The following is a 16,201-nucleotide window of genomic DNA, read 5'->3' on the forward strand; positions in this document are numbered from 1 at the left end:
CCGCTACTCCTGCCGCTTCGCCTCCTGTGCCTGCTGGGCGATGTCCTCCAGCACGGCCTTCGGATCGGCGGACGGTGCGACGGCCTTGCCGATGTTCCGCTTGATGGTGTTGCTGATCTGCAGCCAGGACGGTTCGTTGACCGGGTAGAGCTGCGCACTGTGCAGCGCTTCCAGGAACTGCTCGGTGTCGGGATCGGCCTGCGGGCCCTGGGACGCCTCGGCGGCGGTCACCGTCGACGGCAGCAGGTGGTAGCGCCCCGCGAACTCGCTGAGGTTCTTGTCCTGGTAGACGAAGTCCAGGAACGAGCCCACCAGTTCGTGGTTGCCGTCCCGCTTGAAGGCCATCATCCAGTCGGCTACGCCCGCCGCCGGCGGGGTCCTCCCCTCCTCCAGCGTGTCCGACACCGGCATGTTCAGGGTGCCGACCTTCATCCCCCTCGCCCTCGCCTCGTGGAGGAGCGAGGGGTAGCCGTTGACCATGCCGACGTCGCCGCGGAGGAAGGCGTCGAAGGCGTCCTGCCGGTTGAGCTTGGCCGGCGGGACCGGGCCCGTCAGGCCGGGCACGACCAGGTTGTCCCTGATCCAGCGGAACGTCTGGGTGTTCTGCTCGGAGGCGATGGTGTACTGGCCGCTGATGTCGGTGTACCCGCCGCCGTTGCTCAGCTCCCAGATCAGGGCTTCGGCGTGCGCCTCCTCGGGGCCGAGCGGCAGGGCGTACGGATAGAGCACACGCTCCTTCTTCAGGGCCTCGGCCGCTTCCTTCAGGTCCGACCAGGTCTTCGGCGGCTTGGCCCCGGCCTTGTCGAACAGCTCCTCGTTGTAGAAGAGCAGCCGGCTGCTGGCCACGAAGGGCAGACCGTACAGGGTGTTGTCGACCGAGCCCGCCGCCGCGAGCGGCCGCAGGAAGTTCGCCTCCGCCCTGATCGACAGCAGTTCGTCGGCGGGGTAGAGGCGTCCCTCCGCGGCGAAGTCGGAGTACGCGCCCATCAGAGCGACGTCCGGGGCGTTGTCCTCCTCGACCATGCGGGTGACCTCGCGGTCGACGTCGGCCCACGGATAGAGCGTCACCTCGACCTTCTTGCCGGGGTGGGCGGCGGTGAAGGCGGCGGCCAGCTTGTCCCAGTACGCCTTGGAGCTGGTCGCCGGGCTGTCACCGTACTCGGGAGCCACCAGACGCAGCGTCGTCCCGGCGCTCTCGGACGAGTCGCAGGCGGTGGCGAGCGAGCCCAGCAGTCCGAATGCGGCCACGGAGACGGTCATGCCGAAGATTCTCGGTCGCATGGCTCTTCCCTCTTGATTTTCTGGACAGTGCGTCCGGGATTCTCCCCTGGCCAGAGGCATATTTCGCCCCCTACTCGACGGTTGTGTCATAGCTCCAAGCGGGCGGACTCCCCATGGTGTCTTTCGATATGAGGGCGCTGATTCTGACGCGCGTAGAACCTTCCACCAAGTCCACCGTGACTCCGGTGCGGAGCATTGACGAGAAGGCGAACGGCCGCGCGCCATGACCCTCGGCGCGCGGCCGGCCGGAGGGACGTCCGGTCCGGGGGAGTCCCGCCGATCAGGCCGGACGCCAGTCGGGTCGACGGCCGCTGAGGCCGATCACGCGGTCCAGCAGGGGCGCGGTGTCCGGCACCGCGACGACGGGGCCGAAGAAGCCCTCGTCGGAGGAGCCGTCGGCCGGGGTCAGCAGGGCCTCGGAAACCCTCAGTTCCTCCTCGCTCACCTCGTACGCCTGACCGCTCGCCCGTGCCAGGTCCCAGCCGTGGACCAGCAGTTCGTCGAGCGCGACCCGGCCCATGACGGCGGCCGGCAGGCGGACCCCGCCCGCCTGTGTGTCCCCTTCCCAGGCGCCCGGCTCCCGCCAGGCGGCGGCCAGCTCGCCCAGCGCCTGCGGCAGGGCCGTCCGCCAGTCCTCCGTCAGTACCGGACGGGACGAGCCGGGCGGCGTGGCGGTGGTGGGCCCCACATGCTTGCGGGCCGCGTCGCGGAAGGCGACGCTGAGTCCGGCGACATGGGCGAGCACCTCCCGTACCGCGTATTCGGGGCAGGGTGTCGGATCGTCGAGCCGCTCGTCGTCGATCCCCTCCGCGATCCGGGCGACGCGCTCGGCGGCCGCCCCCAGGTCGATGGGCTCCGTGCGTGAAGTGTTCTCCATGCGGGGTGGACCGCCGGGCCGTCGGAAACTCATCGCCCCGCGCCCCCGCCGGTTTTTCCTGCGGATTGCCTGCATGGTGATGTCTTGCCGCAGTCTTGGCGCTGCTTTGGCGACGCTTTGGTGGGCCGCATCCCTCCTCGCACTAGCGTTCCCGCCATGCCGTCATACCCCCCACGCGCCAGCGCGCTTCAGGTCCTGCCGTACCGCAAACCCACCCGCGGCCGGGACTACTGGATCCTGGACGACGTCCTGCCCGACCCCGACGCCGTACGAGCCCGCATGCTCGAACGGGACGACTGGGTGGAGGGCTACCCCCACAAGCCCGAGCCGTGGCCGGGGCTGCGCACGATGCCCGGCCTCGAACCGGCGGAGCTCGCGCACGTGGAGAAGCTGGTGCGCAAGACCGTCGGGGCCCAGAAGCTCTGGACCGTGGACCCCGCCGGCGGTGGCACCTTCAACCACAACTGCGTCCAGGTCGTCGGCAAGGACGAGTGCGCACCGCGCCCGCACACCGACTCCCGGAGCCTGTGCCGCTACGCGGCGGTGCTGTACCTCAGTCCGGACCTGCCCAAGGACTGCGGCACCAGCTTCTACCGCCAGAACCTGCCCGGCGGTGTGCTCGGCGGCAATCAGGTGCTCGCCCCGCACAACAACCTGGTCGACGCGCTGGGCACTCGCTTCGTGCCGGAGGACTCCTTCACCGAGGACCTGCGCGTCCCGCCCCGTTACAACCGTCTGCTGCTGTACTCGGCCAACCTCATCCACACCGCGACCGGTTACACGGGCACGGCCTTGCGGGACAAGCGGATGACGGCCGTCTTCTTCTGGATGGCCTAGGGGGTGTCCGACCATTCCCGTCGGCCGGGCCGGATCGGGGACCGGCACCGGTCGGCGGTCAGCGGCCGAGCGAGGAGAGCAGGGGGCGCCAGTCGATGTGGTGTTCCTCCGTGCCCTGGGGGACCAGGGCGAACGTCTCCCGTACCACGGCGGTCAGCCGGTTCGCGTCGACCAGGACCTCGGCGCGGTGCCCGGCGGGACCGAGCCGGATCAGCAGCATGCCGTCGGCGGCGGGCCGCAGATGGACCTCCCCGTCGCCGGTCGGCGCGAGCGAGCCTATGACGACCATCTCCCGGTCCAGGTGCCAGACGACGGGATCGGGATCCAGGAGGTGGAAGGTGATGCTCAGGGCGTGGGGATTGCGGGAGGTGTAACCGAGGGTGGTGTCGATCGGGACCGTCGTGTCCGGGGTGAGCAGGTCCATGGACATGCTCCGGGTCAGGGTCTTCACCGCGGGGAGCGACTGGGACATGGGATCCTCCGGCTTCGTGCGTCGGAAGCGGGTGTGGTGTGCTCCTCACCCCTCTGTCCCTCCTTACTCCTCGCCTTCGTGAGGCGGATGCGATGACCCTGTCGTGATCCTGTGGAGAAGATCCGCGTCCGGGCGCCTCCCGGTCCCCGGCGGGGCCACGCGCGGCGTGGACCCCGGCGGATTCAAGGGGGCGTCAGGTCGTCGAGCTGCGCCGCGAGTTCGGGATGGGTGGTCAGGTGGGGGCGGGTCGCGGTGAGGGGGTCGACGAGCTCCGCCGGGTCGTTGTGGGCGAGGGCCGCGTGGAGCCTGCTCAGCGGCAGGTCGGCCGCTGTCGGCAGGTCGGTGAGGGCGGTGATCCGCCCGGCGATGCTGCGCAGGTCCGCCGCGTTGCGCCGGGCCCAGGTGGCGGTGGTGCGCTCGGCCGCGCGGCGCTCGCGGGTGGCCTGGACGCGCTGCTCGCCGGTCGTTCCGTCGGGTCCGGGCCGGTTGCGCAGATAGCGGCGCTCGGCGGCCTGGCGGCTGGCGACGCCGAGGGGGTGGGCGAGCTCGGCCCAGCTGGCGCCCGCGTGGCGGGCGGTCTCGATCAGGCCGGTCTCCCATCCGGCGAGCTCCTCGCGCACCTGCCGCAGCAGCAGCAGCGAGGCCAGGGCCTGGTCCGTGCCGACGGCGGGGGCCTCGCCGCTGCCGGGGGCCGTGTGCCGAGCGGCCCGCAGGGCCTCGTCTATGGCCCGGAGAGCCGCCGCGGCGGCGAGGAAGGACGCCGGGCTCTGTGCGTCGGCGCCGGACTGTTCCGGTCGGTCGGCCGGGGTCATGGGCATCTCCCTCGGTGGTCGTCCTTTGGATGACGCCCTCGCTTGTCATCCATTGGATGACATGTTACAACGGTTTCAGTGAGGCGCATTGGCAGCAACTGCCCGAACCTCTGGAGGTGTTCTTCGATGTTGATGCGCACTGACCCCTTCCGCGAGCTCGACCGGCTGGCCCAGCAGGTGATGGGTCCGGGGACCTGGACGCGACCGTCCCCGATGCCCATGGACGCCTACCGCGAGGGCGACGAGTACGTGGTGGCCTTCGACATCCCCGGTGTCGGTCCGGACGCGATCGACATCGACGTCGAACGGAACATGCTGACCGTCAAGGCCGAGCGCCGGCCCGTGACGAAGGCCGACGACGTGCAGATGGAACTCTCGGAGCGGCCGCTGGGTGTCTTCTCGCGCCAGATCGTGCTGGCCGACACGCTGGACACCGAGCGCATCCAGGCCGACTACGAGGCGGGCGTGCTCACCCTGCGCATCCCGATCGCCGAGCGCGCCAAGCCCCGCAAGATCGCCATCGGCGTCGGCGCGGGCCGCAAGGAGATCTCCGGCTGAGCCGGACGAACAAGGGCTGAACAGCGGCGGAGGACGGGCATCTGATCTCCCCCTCGCCCGTCCTCCGCGCCCCTGGACCGAGGAAGGGTGGCGGCCGACGTGACCGTACGACGGGAAGCGTTTCTCGATCAGGTGAAGGAACGCGGCACATACGACACCGTGCAGGAGGCCGAACGCGCGGCCCGCGTGGTGCTCGCCCTGCTGGGCGCACACCTGGTGGGCGAGGTGCGCGCCCGGTTGGCCGCGCGCCTGCCGGAAGCCTTCGCCCTGATCCTGCTCAACCCGCTGCAGAGCGCCGAGCCGCTCTCGCCCGAGCGGTTCGTACGGGCGACGGCGGCCTGGATCGAGGGCGCGACGGAACGGACCGCGGCCTGGGACGTCGGCGCCGTCCTCTCCACGGTCGCCGACGCCGCCGGCGACGGCCTCCTCAAGGAGGTCCTGCTCCAGCTGCCCGAGGGCTACGACCTCCTCTTCGGCCGCCCCCAGCCCACCTGACCCCCCCACCTCCGGTGGCCGCGCACCGGCCACCACGACCCCGGTGACAGAAAGGCAACCACCGCAGTGATGTCCGACCAGAGCGCACCGTTCCGGCAGCCCCACGGCAGGGCGTACGAGCAGATGCTGGAGAAGGTCCGCTACGACGGCGCCTATCCCGACCGCGCGAGGGCCGAGGAAGCCGTCCGCCTCGTCCTCGGGGGGCTGGGGCGCCAGCTGACCGGCGACGAACGCGTCGAACTGGCCGCCCGCCTGCCGTTCGAGGCCGCGTGCATCCTCACCGCCCAGATCCCCGACCCCCGGCCGCTGGGGGGATGGGCGTTCGTCAAGGACCTCGCCGCCCGCACCGGCTCCTCCCTGGCCACCACCCGCTGGGACACCGGATCGGTCTTCTCCGCCGTCGCGGCCTACGCCGGCCCCGACCTCCTGACCCGCATCCTCCGCCAGCTCCCCACCGGCTACGCGCTGCTGTTCGGCCGCGCCGAACTCGCCCCCGCCGCGTAGCGCGCGACGCGGGGGCCCGGGGCGGACACGACCGGCGCGCGGCTGTCCGCCCCACCCCCACTCCGTGCCGGGACCGGGTGGGGCGGGCGGCCACCGGGACCGGGCGAGGCGGCCACCGCCGGGACCGGTCACCCTCACCGGCCGAAGCCCCGTCAGGCCGAACGCGCCCGCCCGACGGACTCCAGCACGGCGGTGAGGAAACGGCGCACCGACTCCAGCTCGCCCGCCTCGAAATCCTCCGCGACCGCCACCACTTCGCCGATCACCGGCCCGAAGAAAGCCCATCCGAGCTCGGTGGCCTTCTCCTCCACCTTCAGCAGCACGCGCCGCCGGTCCGCCGTGTCCCTGCTGCGCGAGACCAGCCCGAGCCGCTCCAGCCGGTCCACCAGGGAGGTGGTCCCGGCGGAGTTCAGCCGCAGTTGTTCGCCGAGCCACCCGGGCGTGGCCCGGACGCCCGCGCGCTCCGCGTCCAACAGGTGGATCAGCGCGCGCACATCGGTGGGATGCAGCCCGTGGCGCGCCGCGAACTCGGCGCCGAGCACGTCGAACTCCACGGTGACCGCGCGCAGCAGGTGCACCAGTCCCATCACCGGACTCCGATCGTCCATGCACACTCCTCGGTCTCACGGCTAATATCTCGCTGAGCGAGATTATCGCCCAGCGAGAGGAATCGCCGTGTCCCCGTCCGAGTTCGACCGCGCCTACGACGCGCTCCGGGCCCGCTGGCCCGAATCCACCGAGGAGCGTGACGTCGCCACCCCGTACGGGCCCACCCGGGTCCACGTGTACGGCGCGCCGGGCGGCAGCCCCCTGCTCCTGCTGCCCGGCGGCTCCGCGACCGGCCTCGTCTGGTTCGCCAACGCACCGGCACTGGGGGAGCAGTACCGGGTCCACGCGGTGGACCTGATGGGCGACGCCGGCCGCACCCGGCGCCAGGGCACACCGCTGAGGAACGCCGACGACCTCACGGCCTGGCTGGACGCGCTCCTGGACGGCCTCGGGCTCGCCCGCACACACCTGTGCGGCCACTCGTACGGCGCCTGGATGGCCGCCCGGTACGCGGCGCACGCACCGTCACGGGTGGACCGCCTCGCCCTCGTGGACCCCACCCAGGTCTTCGCCGGCTTCCGCCCCGGCTACCTGCTGCGCGCGCTGCCCACCCTGATCCGCCCGAGCGAGGCCCGGGCGCGCGCCTTCCTGGCCTGGGAGACGGCGGGCACCCACCCGGACGAGACCTGGCAGCGGCTCTACGCGCTCGCCACCACCGTCCCCGGCCGCAAGCTGATCACCGGCACCCGCCCCCGCGCCGCCGACCTCGACATGCCCGTCCTGGTCCTGCTCGCGGAAGACAGCCGCACCCACCACGCCGCCGCGGTCGCCGACCGGGCCCGCCGGGCGCTCCCGCACGCCGAGGTGGCCCTGCTCCCCGGAGCCACCCACCACTCCCTGCCGCTCACCGCACCGAAGGAGCTCGACGACCGGCTGACGGCCTTCCTGGACGGAGACGGCCGCTCTCCCGGGAGACGCTCCGCGCCGCCGTCGTGACGGACGAGGGCGCGGAGGTGACGCCTCCCGGTGCCTCAGCGCCGGAGGAACAGCGGCGCCAGGGACTCGGCGGCCGCCGCCACGTCCCGCAGGGGAACGGCGTCCATCCCGGGCACGGCCGACAGCAACGTGCTGGAGAGGCACGTGTTCCGCGGCCGGGAGGCGTAGCGACCGGCGGCCCGGGGGACCGGCTTCACCAGGTCCGCCGGCACGTCCAGGACACGGGCGATCTCGCCGGCCCACGCCGCACGGGAGACACGCTCCGGACCTCCCAGGTGCAGCACGGGAGGAAGGACGCCCTCGTGCGCGAGGAGCAGGGCGACCACCAGGGCGACATCGTCCACGAGGACCGGCGTGGTCCACTGGTCGGCCGGTGCCTCCACCGTCTCGCCACGGGCCAGGCGGTGAGCGCAGGACGAGAAGAAGTTCAGCCACTTCCCGCCGTCCGCGGGCTCGTGGCCGTACACGAGACTGACGCGCAGGGCCGTCGCCGGGGAGACCGCCCGGGACAGCAGGATCTCCTCGGCGGCGCGTTTCGCCGCCCCGTAGGCGTTGGCGGGCGCGACCGGGGTGGACTCGACGTTCTCGGCGCACCTGCCGTCGAACACGTTGTCCGTCGAGATCATCAGGACGCGGTCCAGGCCCGGCAGCGCGGCGAAGTGGGCGGTCGCGGCCCTGTGCGCCGCGGCCGCCTCCTCGGGATGCGCCTCGCACCAGGTGACGTCGGACGGCCCGTGGACCAGGACGACCGTGCGGGGTGCGACGGCCGCCACGACCCGGGCGCAGGCCCTCGCGTCGGTGGCGTCCAGCGCCCTCCACCGCGCTCCGTACGCCTCGGGTGCGACGGCGGGCCGCCCCCGGGAGCCGAGCGTCACCTCATGGCCCTCGAGGACGAGCCGGCGGGCGATCTCGGAACCGACGAACCCGCTGCCGACCACCAGCGTCCGGCGGGCCGTGCCGGGTGGCGCGACCGCGACGGACGCGGAGTCCTCCGTACGGACGGACATCAGAGGGTCACCTTCTCCCGGTGCGCCGCGAGACGGCGGGCCATGAGCCGGCCCACCCCGATCAGGCCGTGGTCGTCGTCGTCCTCGCCCAGCACGACCATGGCGTCGACCTGGGCGGCTGCCAGGCCGAAGCAACCCTGCCGTACGAGCTCCTCCACCAGCAGCTCCCGGTAGCGCTCGCCGATCGCGAGGGCGAAGCCTCCCATCAGGACGTAGCGGCGGATCCCGATCGAGGCGAACACCGCGCCCACGGCCGCCGCCAGGTGCACGAGGGTGGAGCGCAGCACGGCCGTGGTGAACGGGTCCCCGTTCCGTACGGCCTCCGCGATCTCCGGATTGCCGAGGAAGCGCGGATCGGCCGTTCCGGCGCGGGCCGGTGCCGACCGGGCGTACCCCGCCGGGTCGGCCGCCGCCGCCCGGCGCACCGCGGCGAGGACGCCCCGCCCCGAGGCGATCGCCCCCAGGTGCCCGCGCCCCCCGCAGTCGCACAGCGGGGCGTCGGGGGAGCGGTCGCAGGTCCAGTGACCGAGCTCCCCGCCGTACCCCCCGGCGTCGAGGAGTACGTCGCCGTCGCGGAACACCTTGTTCCCGATGCCGGAGCTGACGGTCAGCAGACAGAACGGGACCGTGCTCTCCGTCCCGTACCGCCAGGCGGCCGCCGTGAGGTCGTTGACGACGAGCACCGGCACGGAGAGCCGGGCGCTCAGGACCTCCTGGAGCGGGAGGGGCTCGCCGCCCTCGCCCCACACCGTCGGGGCGCCCAGGACGATCCCGTCCCGGGCGACCGGGCCGGCGAAGGCGACGGCCAGGGCGGCCGGCGCGGGACCGGGGCGCGTCCCGGCCCACGGCGTCCCGGCCCGTCGCTCGGCCTCGCGCACGATCTGGTCGACCACCTGCCGCTGGAGCACGGGCACCGGCGTACCGGGGTGACGGTCCATGCCGTCCACCCGCATCCGGGCCACGTCCGACAGCCGTCCGCCGCCCCGGACGTCGAAGGTGCCGACGCGCAGCGTCGTCCCCCCGACGTCCATGACGATCAGGGGCCCGCCGGTCCTCGTCACCGCCGGGTCACCGGGCGGGATCGCCATCGGGGTCCCTCCTGTCGTCGGCCTCCACCTCGAAGACGAGAAGCGCCAGTTCCGTGTCCGTGTCATTGCTCAGACCGTGTTCGCCGAAGGGCTCGTTGGGGATGACGTCCCCGGCCTCCACCCGGAACGCCTCTCCGTCCCGGTACATCACGCCGCTGCCGCTGAGCACGACGTACGTCTCGCGGTCACGGCCGTGCCGGTGCCGCCCGATGGACGTCCCCGGCGGCAGGACGGCCAGGTCGATGAAGCCGGCGCCGGCCCCCTCGCCCCGGGCGAAGATCCGGTGGGCGAGGATCGTCCCCGCCCCGCCGTGGTCGTGCGGCTTCGGGGAGAGCAGGTGCCGCAGGTTCGCGAGGGGCCGCGCGGTCCCGGTGCCCCGGGTCACGGCCGGCCCCCCGCGGCGATGCCGTCGGCTCTCAGGGCGAGGTCGTCCAGGGCGAGGCGGAGCACGTCGCGGGGCACGTCGGCGAGGTCGTCGACGAACGTCGCCTTGCCCGCGGCGATGGGGACCACCAGGTGCAGCCGGCGGCCGCGCCGTTCCCAGGACTCCTCGAGCGCCCGCGTCATCAGTTCCGGCGTGCAGGTCTCCGCGTCGAAGACGGGCAGCCCGATGCGGGCGAGGAGACCGATGATCCGGTCGCACTCCCGCTCGTCGACCAGACCGAGCCGCAGCGCCAGACAGGCCGAGAGCGCCATGTCGACGGCGACGGCCTCGCCGTGTTCGAGGCGGTGGTCGCCGGCCGTCTCGATCACGGGGCTGAAGGTGTGGCCGAAGTCCACCAGGCGGGCGAGCTGGTGCTCCCGCAGGTTCGGGCACAGCTCCTCCATCATCAGCCGCATCGAGGTGCGCAGGACGTACGTCTCGACCTCGGGCGGCGTCGGGGTCCCGTCCCGCCGGAAGGCGTCCGGGTACCGCTCCAGCGTGCGGAACAGCTCCTCGTCCAGGATCACGGCCATCTTCACGATCTCGGCGAGACCGCACCGGATCTCCCGCGGGGGCAGGGTGGAGAGGAACGCGGGATCGCTCAGCGAGGCGTGCGCGGGGTGGTAGGCGCCGAACATGTTCTTCGTGTGCAGGGCGTTGACCCCCGTCTTGACGCCGACACCGACGTCCACCTGGCCGACGAGGGTGGTGTTGATCCGGACGTAGCGGATCCCCCGGGAGTACATCGAGGCGGCGAAGCCCACGACGTCCGAGACGATCCCGCCGCCGAGGGCCAGCATGACCCCGTGCCGGTCGAGCCCCGCCGCCTTGGCGAGCGAGCAGACCCGCTCCGCCATGGCCAGGGTCTTGTTCTTCTCCCCGGTGGGGATCGTGTGCAGGGTCCACGTCCCCGGTGTCAGGTTCGCCTCCAGGTAGTCGCGCAGCGCCCGTCCGTACAGGCGGTCGACGGTCGGCCCCGTGAAGGCGACGACCCGGCGTCCGCCCACGGCGCGGGCGAGTGCGGGATTCCCGGGGGAGAGCACCCCCGGGACGAGGTCCGACCGGTACCCGGTGCCGTCCGGCGCGAGCAGGCTGAAGCCGTCGGCGTCCTCCCACACCCCCGACAGACGTGCCTCGTCAACTAGAACCCGGCTTGACATGCCTCTCCTCGTTGGTCACTCGGTGTGCTTGCGGCCGGCGTGCGTACACCTCGGCCAGGTGGCGGACGAGCGGAGCCTCGGACAGCTCCTCCAGGGATACGGGGCGGCCCTGCCCGTCGGCGATCGGCAGGCACCAGTTGGGGTGGATCCCCGCCGTGCCCGGCAGGTTCTGCGGCCGCCGGTCGCCGGTCGTGTCCGGAAGCCAGACGCCGATCATCCGGGCCGGCGTCAGACTCAGGTACGTGTGCAGGGCCGCGACCTCGCCGGCGGGGTCGGGCAGCAGCCCGAGCCGTTCCAACGCGTCGAGCCAGCCGTCCCGTTCGGCGGCGGCCTCGGCCTTCTCCTGCTCGGGCGGCCGGGCGAGCAGCCCCAGCGAGGCCCGCAGGTCGACGTGTTCACCGCTGAGCCAGGCCGCCGTGGTGGGCAGATCGTGCGTGGTCAGGGTGGCCAGGCAGTGCTCACGCCACTGTTCCGGCGGCAGGGGACCCGCCCGGCCCTCGGAACCGCCCTCGTACTCGAAGCGCTGCACGGCCGTCCCCAGCACGCCCCGCGCCGCGAGCTCCTCGCGGACCTCCGGCTCGACCGTGCCCAGGTCCTCCCCGATGACGAACGCCCCGGCGGCCGCCGCCTCGGCGCCCAGCACGGCCAGCATCGCCGCGCCGTCGTACCGGACGTAGGTGCCGTCGGTCGGAGGCCGCCCCTCGGGCACCCACCAGAGGCGGAAGAGCCCCATGACGTGGTCGACGCGGAGGGCGCCGGAGTGCCGCAGCCCCGCACGCAGCAGACGGGCGAAGGGCCGGTAGCCCTCCGCGGCCAGCGCGTCCGGACGCCACGGCGGCTGACCCCAGTCCTGACCGGCCGGATTGAAGTCGTCCGGCGGAGCCCCCACCGACATGCCCTCGGCCAGACAGTGTTGGAGCGCCCAGGCGTCGGCCCCCTCGGGGGCCACCCCCACCGCCAGGTCGTGGACGAGTCCGACGTGCATCCCGGCCTCCCGCGCGGCGCGCTGGGCGCCGGCGAGCTGCTCGTCGGTGATCCAGGCGAGCCACCGGTGGAAGTCGACGGCGCCGGACAGGACCCGCCGGGCGTCGGCCACGACCGCCGACCGCGGGTCGCGCAGCGCGGCGGGCCAGGAACGCCAGGCCGGGCCGTGGACCTCCGCCAGCGCGCACCAGGTGGCGAAGTCCGTGAGGTCGCGGCCCTCCCGCGCCGTGAACGCGGCGAACGCCGCCGCACGCCCCGGTGAGCGGGGCACCTCGTACACCTCGCGCAGGGCCGCCAGCTTCAGCTCGCGCACCTCCTCGCGGCGGATGAGCGACTCCCCGGCCAGGACGGCGGAGTTGAGGGACGCGGCCCGGTCCGCGAGCCGCCGGACGCGGGCACGCGGCCCCTCCGCCAGGTACGCGAACTCGGGGACGGCCTCGACCCGCACGTGCATCGGATCGGGGAAGCGCCGGCTGCTCGGACGGTAGGGCGACGGATCCGGCAGCGGACCGGGCTCCATCGCGTGCAGCGGACCCAGCTGGACGAAGTCCGCCCCCAGGTCCCGTCCCGCCCAGGAGACCAGCTCGGTCAGGTCGCCGAGGTCGCCCATGCCCCAGGAACGGCGCGAGAGCAGGAAGTAGAGCTGGACGAGGAAGCCCCAGGAGTACGGCGCCGGGGCAGACCGCTCCGGCGCGACCAGCAGCACCGCGGCGTCCCGCCGTCCGTCCCGCTCCACGCTCAGGGTGTGGGACCCCACCGGCAGCGGCTCGTCGAGTCCCCGCGTACGGCCGTCGGCGCAGAACACCTCGGCCCCGGCCCCGGCCGGCAGCTCCGGGCGGGGGCCACGAGGCCCCCGCACCACGACGCACGGCGGGACGAGCCGGCGGGCCCGCTCGGCGCGGTGGGCCGCGAGGGCGGCTTCCGCGGCGGCGGGTGTCGAGGCGTCGACGCCGCACGCGGCGAGCACCGCGACCAGGGTGTCCCGGGGGACCTCGACCGGGCGCCCCCGGTCGGTGCGGTAGCCCGTCGCCACGCCGTGGGCCTCGGCGAGACGGGAGAGCGGGTCGCTCACACGCCACCCCCCATGGGCGCCACCGGCGTGCCGAAGAGGCGCTCCAGGACCGCCGCCACGCCGTCCTCCTCGTTGCCCGGCGCGATCTCGTCCGCGACGGCCCGCAGCGCCGGATGCGCATTGGCGACCGCCACGCCGTGGCCGGCGAGCACGAGCATCGGCAGGTCGTTGGGCATGTCGCCGAAGGCCACGGTCTCCTCGCCCGCGGCGCCGAGGAGTTCCAGGGCCCGCGCCACCCCGGTGCCCTTGGTGATGCCCCGCGGCAGGACCTCGACCATGCCCTGGACGGAGTGCACGACGGTCACCTCCTCACCGCAGAGCCGGCGGGCCGTCTCGGCCAGCTCGTCGTCCCCGAGGACACGGTGGTGCAGCACCAGCTTGTCGATCGGCGCCTCCCACAGCAGCGAGCGGTCGGCCGTGACGTCCCAGCCGTGCCGCACCCGCTCGCCGAAACCCGGTGTGACCTTGAAGCGGCTCTCCGGGGGCGAGGTCACCACCCCGAGTTCGAGCGGGCCGACGAAGTCCTCGACGCGGGCGACGACCGAGCGCGCCAGTCCGGTGTCGAGCCGCTCCGCGGACAGCAGCCGGTCCGCGCCCGCGTCGTACAGCTGCGCGCCCTGCCCGCAGACGGCGAGCCCCGTGTAGCCGAGGGAGTCGAGCAGCCGGCGGCACGCGGCGGCCGGACGGCCGGTCACCACGAGGTGCCGGGCCCCCGACGCGGCCACCAGATCGAGCGCGCGCCGGGTCCGCGACGAGACCGTCAGATCGCCGCGGAGCAGCGTGCCGTCGAGGTCGGTGGCCACGACGCGGTAGGGCGGTGCCTCCGGGAGAGGGACGTTGTCCCAGGTCACGCGGCCGCCGGTGAGCGTGAGCCGGAGGACGAGGCCCGCCCGCAGACCGTCGGCCCGGACGGAGCCCCGGAAGACGCCGTCGGCGTCCCGCCGCAGCGCGGTGGTCCGGGTCGTGCCGGCCGGCGGCACCGGCTCGTCCGACAGCGCGGCCTCGGCCGCCGATTCGAGGGGTTCCGGACCGGCCGGGTCCGTGCCGCCGGGGTCCGCCGTCACGTCCCCCTCGATCACGACGTCGACCGCCGTCACCTCCGGATGCCGGTACTCCACCCGGAGCGTCCCGTCCGGCTCGGCGGGCGAGACACGGCAGCGGTGCCGGACCGGGGCCATCAGCGCCTCGCGGCCCGCCGCCTCCGCCAGCTCGGCGCAGCGCGGGAAGTCCGCCCGCCGGAACGCGGCGGCGAACAGCGCCTCGTACGCGGCCCCGTCGAGCTCGGCGCACCGCCCGTAGGCGGCGGCGTCCCCCAGTTCGAGGGCGCGCCGGGCGATCGCCTCCCGGTGCTCGGTCCACTCCGCCCCGTCGAGCAGCTCGAACCATCCGTACCGGATCGCGTCCCCCGCCGGCAGCCGGCGGGGGACGCCGTCGAGGAGCTCCCGGAACGCGCCGAGGCGGCGGCGCGCGCTCTCGCCCCAGGTGAAACCGCGGGCGGTCCCGGAGGCCGCGGCGGACAGCCGCGCGTACTCCCCGGGCGCCTCGCGGAACGTCCGCTCCGCGGCACGGATCCGGTCCGCGAGCAGCGACGCGAGCTCGCGGTCGTCGTCGCGGAACGAGCCGCGCACCGCGAAACCCGTCGCCGCCGGGTCCTCGTGGGGAAGCGCGTGCCCGAAGTGGGCGGTGGTCCGCTGCGCGGTGGCGACGGGCACGGCGCCGCAGGCCATCGCCTCGGCCTGCGCGATGAGGAACCCGTCGAGCTCGAACTTCGACGGATAGACGCAGAAGTCGGCGCAGGCGGCCTCCGCGAAGAGCGCGTCCTCGTCGACGAGCCGCCAGTCGAGCCGCACCCGGTCCGGGTACGCGTCGGCGACCCGCTGGAAGTACGCGTTGGCGGGCGACGCCTCGGCCGCTCCGCCCGCGCCCGTCGCACACCGCAGGAGGAAGCTGACCTCCGCACCGCCGGCCAGGACCTCCTCCACGGCCCGCATCAGCTCCAGCTGGCCCTTGTGGTGCACGGCGTACCGGGCCGCGTGGTAGAAGACCGGCCGGGCCGGATCGAGTCCCAGGGAGCGCAGCACCGCGTCGCGGTCGACCCCCGCCGGGTCCCTCTCCAGCCACGCCCCGGAGACTCCGCAGCCCCCGTCGAAGAGCTTGCCCGCCTGCTCCCGCAGCAGGCCGGAGACGGGCAGCGAGGCGACGTACCGCTCCATCGGGGTGTCGGCGAAGGTGCTGTAGTGGTCGCGCTGGCCGGGGGAGACGAAGTCCACGAGGTCGGCGTGGGCGAGGAGTTGCGGGAAGAGGCCCACGTGGTCGGGACCGTACTCGGTGTGCAGGCGCGTCGCCGCGAGGGCCCGCACCATGGCGGCGGCCGGCGAGTCCTCCGGCGGCGGCACCTCCTCCCAGGCGTCGAGGGAGACCGCCCCGACCGTCCCGGCACCGGCCGGCCCGGGTGACGCGTCGAAGAGGCCCAGCAGGGCCTCGACCTGGGGCCGGTAGACCTTCTGCGTGATCGGCGCGTTGGCCGCCACCGTACTGACACAGCGCCACCGGGGGTCGTCGCGCAGCACCAGCGGGACGAGGTGGTGGTAGGACGGCTCGAAGCCGTGGACGATCGCCGGCTCCTCCCCGCCGAGCCGCTCCCGCAGGAAGCGCAGTCCGGCCACCTGGAAGACCAGCGGCTTGAAGAACGACAGGTCCCGGCCCTCGGAGTCCGGCGGGGGATACAGCCGGTCGGGCAGCAGGTCCAGCTGGGCGTCGGACAGGAAGTACACGTCCACGCCGTCGAGCCGCAGGAGATGGGCCCGGGTCGTCAGCGACAGCGCCGTCTCGGCGGGACGGCCGGGCCAGGTCTTCGGATCGAGCACCAGCGGCACCGTGTGGTCGAGCCGGAAGTCCAGGTCCTCGATCGCGTACGACTCGCGCAGCCGGTCGAGGTGCCCGTGCGCGGGGGTGACGATCGACACCCGGTGCCCCAGGGAGGCGTACTCCCGGGACAGGTTCCACACCAGCGGCGAGAGGCCCCCGCGCATCAGCCGGGGGTCGAAGCCGCCGCATTCGTAGGCGAAGTTGATGATGTGCATGG

Annotated in this window: 16 protein-coding genes; 5 read left to right on the plus strand and 11 right to left on the minus strand. The window is 73.7% G+C overall.

The window, feature by feature from the left end:
* Positions 1–3: 3 nt before the first annotated feature.
* Together ABZ318_RS05680 and ABZ318_RS05685 are read right to left on the minus strand one after the other, a co-directional pair.
* A complete protein-coding gene (locus ABZ318_RS05680; RefSeq protein ID WP_356901224.1) occupies positions 4–1,260 on the minus strand; it encodes an extracellular solute-binding protein in 1,257 nt (418 codons plus the stop codon).
* Between the two features lie 301 nt (positions 1,261–1,561).
* Complete coding sequence (locus ABZ318_RS05685) at positions 1,562–2,158, minus strand: TIGR03086 family metal-binding protein (protein ID WP_356901225.1); 597 nt, start codon at positions 2,156–2,158, stop codon at positions 1,562–1,564.
* A gap of 156 nt (positions 2,159–2,314) precedes the next feature.
* Between ABZ318_RS05685 and ABZ318_RS05690 the strand changes: the two genes are divergently transcribed.
* The gene (locus tag ABZ318_RS05690; protein ID WP_356901226.1) at positions 2,315–2,995 is read left to right on the plus strand and encodes a DUF6445 family protein; all 681 of its coding nucleotides are present in this window, start codon (positions 2,315–2,317) and stop codon (positions 2,993–2,995) included.
* Positions 2,996–3,053: 58 nt separating this feature from the next.
* Here ABZ318_RS05690 and ABZ318_RS05695 read toward each other — a convergent pair whose 3' ends face one another.
* Positions 3,054–3,467 (minus strand): SsgA family sporulation/cell division regulator, encoded by a 414-nt coding sequence (locus ABZ318_RS05695; protein ID WP_356901227.1) that lies wholly within the window; start codon positions 3,465–3,467, stop codon positions 3,054–3,056.
* A gap of 182 nt (positions 3,468–3,649) precedes the next feature.
* Positions 3,650–4,279, minus strand: a complete 630-nt coding sequence (locus tag ABZ318_RS05700; protein ID WP_356901228.1) for a type III effector protein — start codon at positions 4,277–4,279, stop codon at positions 3,650–3,652.
* A gap of 126 nt (positions 4,280–4,405) precedes the next feature.
* Between ABZ318_RS05700 and ABZ318_RS05705 the strand changes: the two genes are divergently transcribed.
* The 3 genes from ABZ318_RS05705 to ABZ318_RS05715 all read left to right on the plus strand — a co-directional run bounded on the left by ABZ318_RS05705 (position 4,406) and on the right by ABZ318_RS05715 (position 5,836).
* The gene (locus ABZ318_RS05705; RefSeq protein ID WP_356901229.1) at positions 4,406–4,837 is read left to right on the plus strand and encodes an Hsp20/alpha crystallin family protein; all 432 of its coding nucleotides are present in this window, start codon (positions 4,406–4,408) and stop codon (positions 4,835–4,837) included.
* A gap of 99 nt (positions 4,838–4,936) precedes the next feature.
* Positions 4,937–5,332 carry a DUF2267 domain-containing protein gene (locus tag ABZ318_RS05710; RefSeq protein WP_356901230.1) on the plus strand — a complete coding sequence of 132 codons (396 nt, stop codon included), beginning with the start codon at positions 4,937–4,939 and terminating at the stop codon, positions 5,330–5,332.
* 66 nt (positions 5,333–5,398) lie between these two features.
* Entirely contained in the window at positions 5,399–5,836 is a 438-nt protein-coding gene (locus ABZ318_RS05715; RefSeq protein ID WP_356901231.1) for a DUF2267 domain-containing protein, read from the plus strand.
* Positions 5,837–5,988: 152 nt separating this feature from the next.
* On the opposite strand, the gene ABZ318_RS05720 is transcribed toward ABZ318_RS05715, so the two are convergent.
* The gene (locus tag ABZ318_RS05720; RefSeq protein WP_356901232.1) at positions 5,989–6,444 is read right to left on the minus strand and encodes a MarR family transcriptional regulator; all 456 of its coding nucleotides are present in this window, start codon (positions 6,442–6,444) and stop codon (positions 5,989–5,991) included.
* Between the two features lie 67 nt (positions 6,445–6,511).
* Here ABZ318_RS05720 and ABZ318_RS05725 point away from each other — a divergent pair, with 67 nt between their 5' ends.
* Positions 6,512–7,381 (plus strand): alpha/beta hydrolase, encoded by an 870-nt coding sequence (locus ABZ318_RS05725; protein ID WP_356901233.1) that lies wholly within the window; start codon positions 6,512–6,514, stop codon positions 7,379–7,381.
* A gap of 35 nt (positions 7,382–7,416) precedes the next feature.
* On the opposite strand, the gene ABZ318_RS05730 is transcribed toward ABZ318_RS05725, so the two are convergent.
* Genes ABZ318_RS05730 through ABZ318_RS05755 form a run of 6 tightly spaced genes read right to left on the minus strand, consistent with a single transcriptional unit; the run spans position 7,417 to position 16,199 of the window.
* Positions 7,417–8,388 (minus strand): NAD-dependent epimerase/dehydratase family protein, encoded by a 972-nt coding sequence (locus tag ABZ318_RS05730; protein ID WP_356901234.1) that lies wholly within the window; start codon positions 8,386–8,388, stop codon positions 7,417–7,419.
* Positions 8,388–9,476 (minus strand): ROK family protein, encoded by a 1,089-nt coding sequence (locus tag ABZ318_RS05735; protein ID WP_356901235.1) that lies wholly within the window; start codon positions 9,474–9,476, stop codon positions 8,388–8,390. Before ABZ318_RS05735 ends, ABZ318_RS05730 begins: the two co-directional genes overlap by 1 nt.
* Positions 9,457–9,861, minus strand: a complete 405-nt coding sequence (locus tag ABZ318_RS05740; protein ID WP_356901236.1) for a cupin domain-containing protein — start codon at positions 9,859–9,861, stop codon at positions 9,457–9,459. Before ABZ318_RS05740 ends, ABZ318_RS05735 begins: the two co-directional genes overlap by 20 nt.
* A complete protein-coding gene (locus ABZ318_RS05745; RefSeq protein ID WP_356901237.1) occupies positions 9,858–11,018 on the minus strand; it encodes a sedoheptulose 7-phosphate cyclase in 1,161 nt (386 codons plus the stop codon). Before ABZ318_RS05745 ends, ABZ318_RS05740 begins: the two co-directional genes overlap by 4 nt.
* 19 nt (positions 11,019–11,037) lie before the next feature.
* The gene (malQ, locus tag ABZ318_RS05750) at positions 11,038–13,116 is read right to left on the minus strand and encodes a 4-alpha-glucanotransferase (RefSeq protein ID WP_356901238.1); all 2,079 of its coding nucleotides are present in this window, start codon (positions 13,114–13,116) and stop codon (positions 11,038–11,040) included.
* Positions 13,113–16,199: an HAD hydrolase family protein gene (locus ABZ318_RS05755; RefSeq protein WP_356901239.1), complete on the minus strand. Its 3,087-nt coding sequence runs from the start codon at positions 16,197–16,199 to the stop codon at positions 13,113–13,115. The genes malQ and ABZ318_RS05755 overlap by 4 nt, the downstream gene beginning before the upstream one ends.
* Positions 16,200–16,201 lie beyond the last annotated feature (2 nt).

The sequence above is a fragment of the Streptomyces sp. NPDC006197 genome (assembly GCF_040613865.1).
In the GTDB taxonomy this organism is placed as follows: Bacteria; Actinomycetota; Actinomycetes; order Streptomycetales; family Streptomycetaceae; genus Streptomyces.

Bases quoted from the DNA above. Each gene is read 5' to 3' on its own strand.
- ABZ318_RS05680 (WP_356901224.1), bottom strand. From the start codon at position 1,260: ATGACCGTCTCCGTGGCCGCATTCGGACTGCTGGGCTCGCTCGCCACC.
- ABZ318_RS05685 (WP_356901225.1), bottom strand. From the start codon at position 2,158: ATGGAGAACACTTCACGCACGGAGCCCATCGACCTGGGGGCGGCCGCC.
- ABZ318_RS05690 (WP_356901226.1), top strand. From the start codon at position 2,315: ATGCCGTCATACCCCCCACGCGCCAGCGCGCTTCAGGTCCTGCCGTAC.
- ABZ318_RS05695 (WP_356901227.1), bottom strand. From the start codon at position 3,467: ATGTCCCAGTCGCTCCCCGCGGTGAAGACCCTGACCCGGAGCATGTCC.
- ABZ318_RS05700 (WP_356901228.1), bottom strand. From the start codon at position 4,279: ATGACCCCGGCCGACCGACCGGAACAGTCCGGCGCCGACGCACAGAGC.
- ABZ318_RS05705 (WP_356901229.1), top strand. From the start codon at position 4,406: ATGTTGATGCGCACTGACCCCTTCCGCGAGCTCGACCGGCTGGCCCAG.
- ABZ318_RS05720 (WP_356901232.1), bottom strand. From the start codon at position 6,444: ATGGACGATCGGAGTCCGGTGATGGGACTGGTGCACCTGCTGCGCGCG.
- ABZ318_RS05730 (WP_356901234.1), bottom strand. From the start codon at position 8,388: ATGTCCGTCCGTACGGAGGACTCCGCGTCCGTCGCGGTCGCGCCACCC.
- ABZ318_RS05735 (WP_356901235.1), bottom strand. From the start codon at position 9,476: ATGGCGATCCCGCCCGGTGACCCGGCGGTGACGAGGACCGGCGGGCCC.
- ABZ318_RS05755 (WP_356901239.1), bottom strand. From the start codon at position 16,199: ATGCACATCATCAACTTCGCCTACGAATGCGGCGGCTTCGACCCCCGG.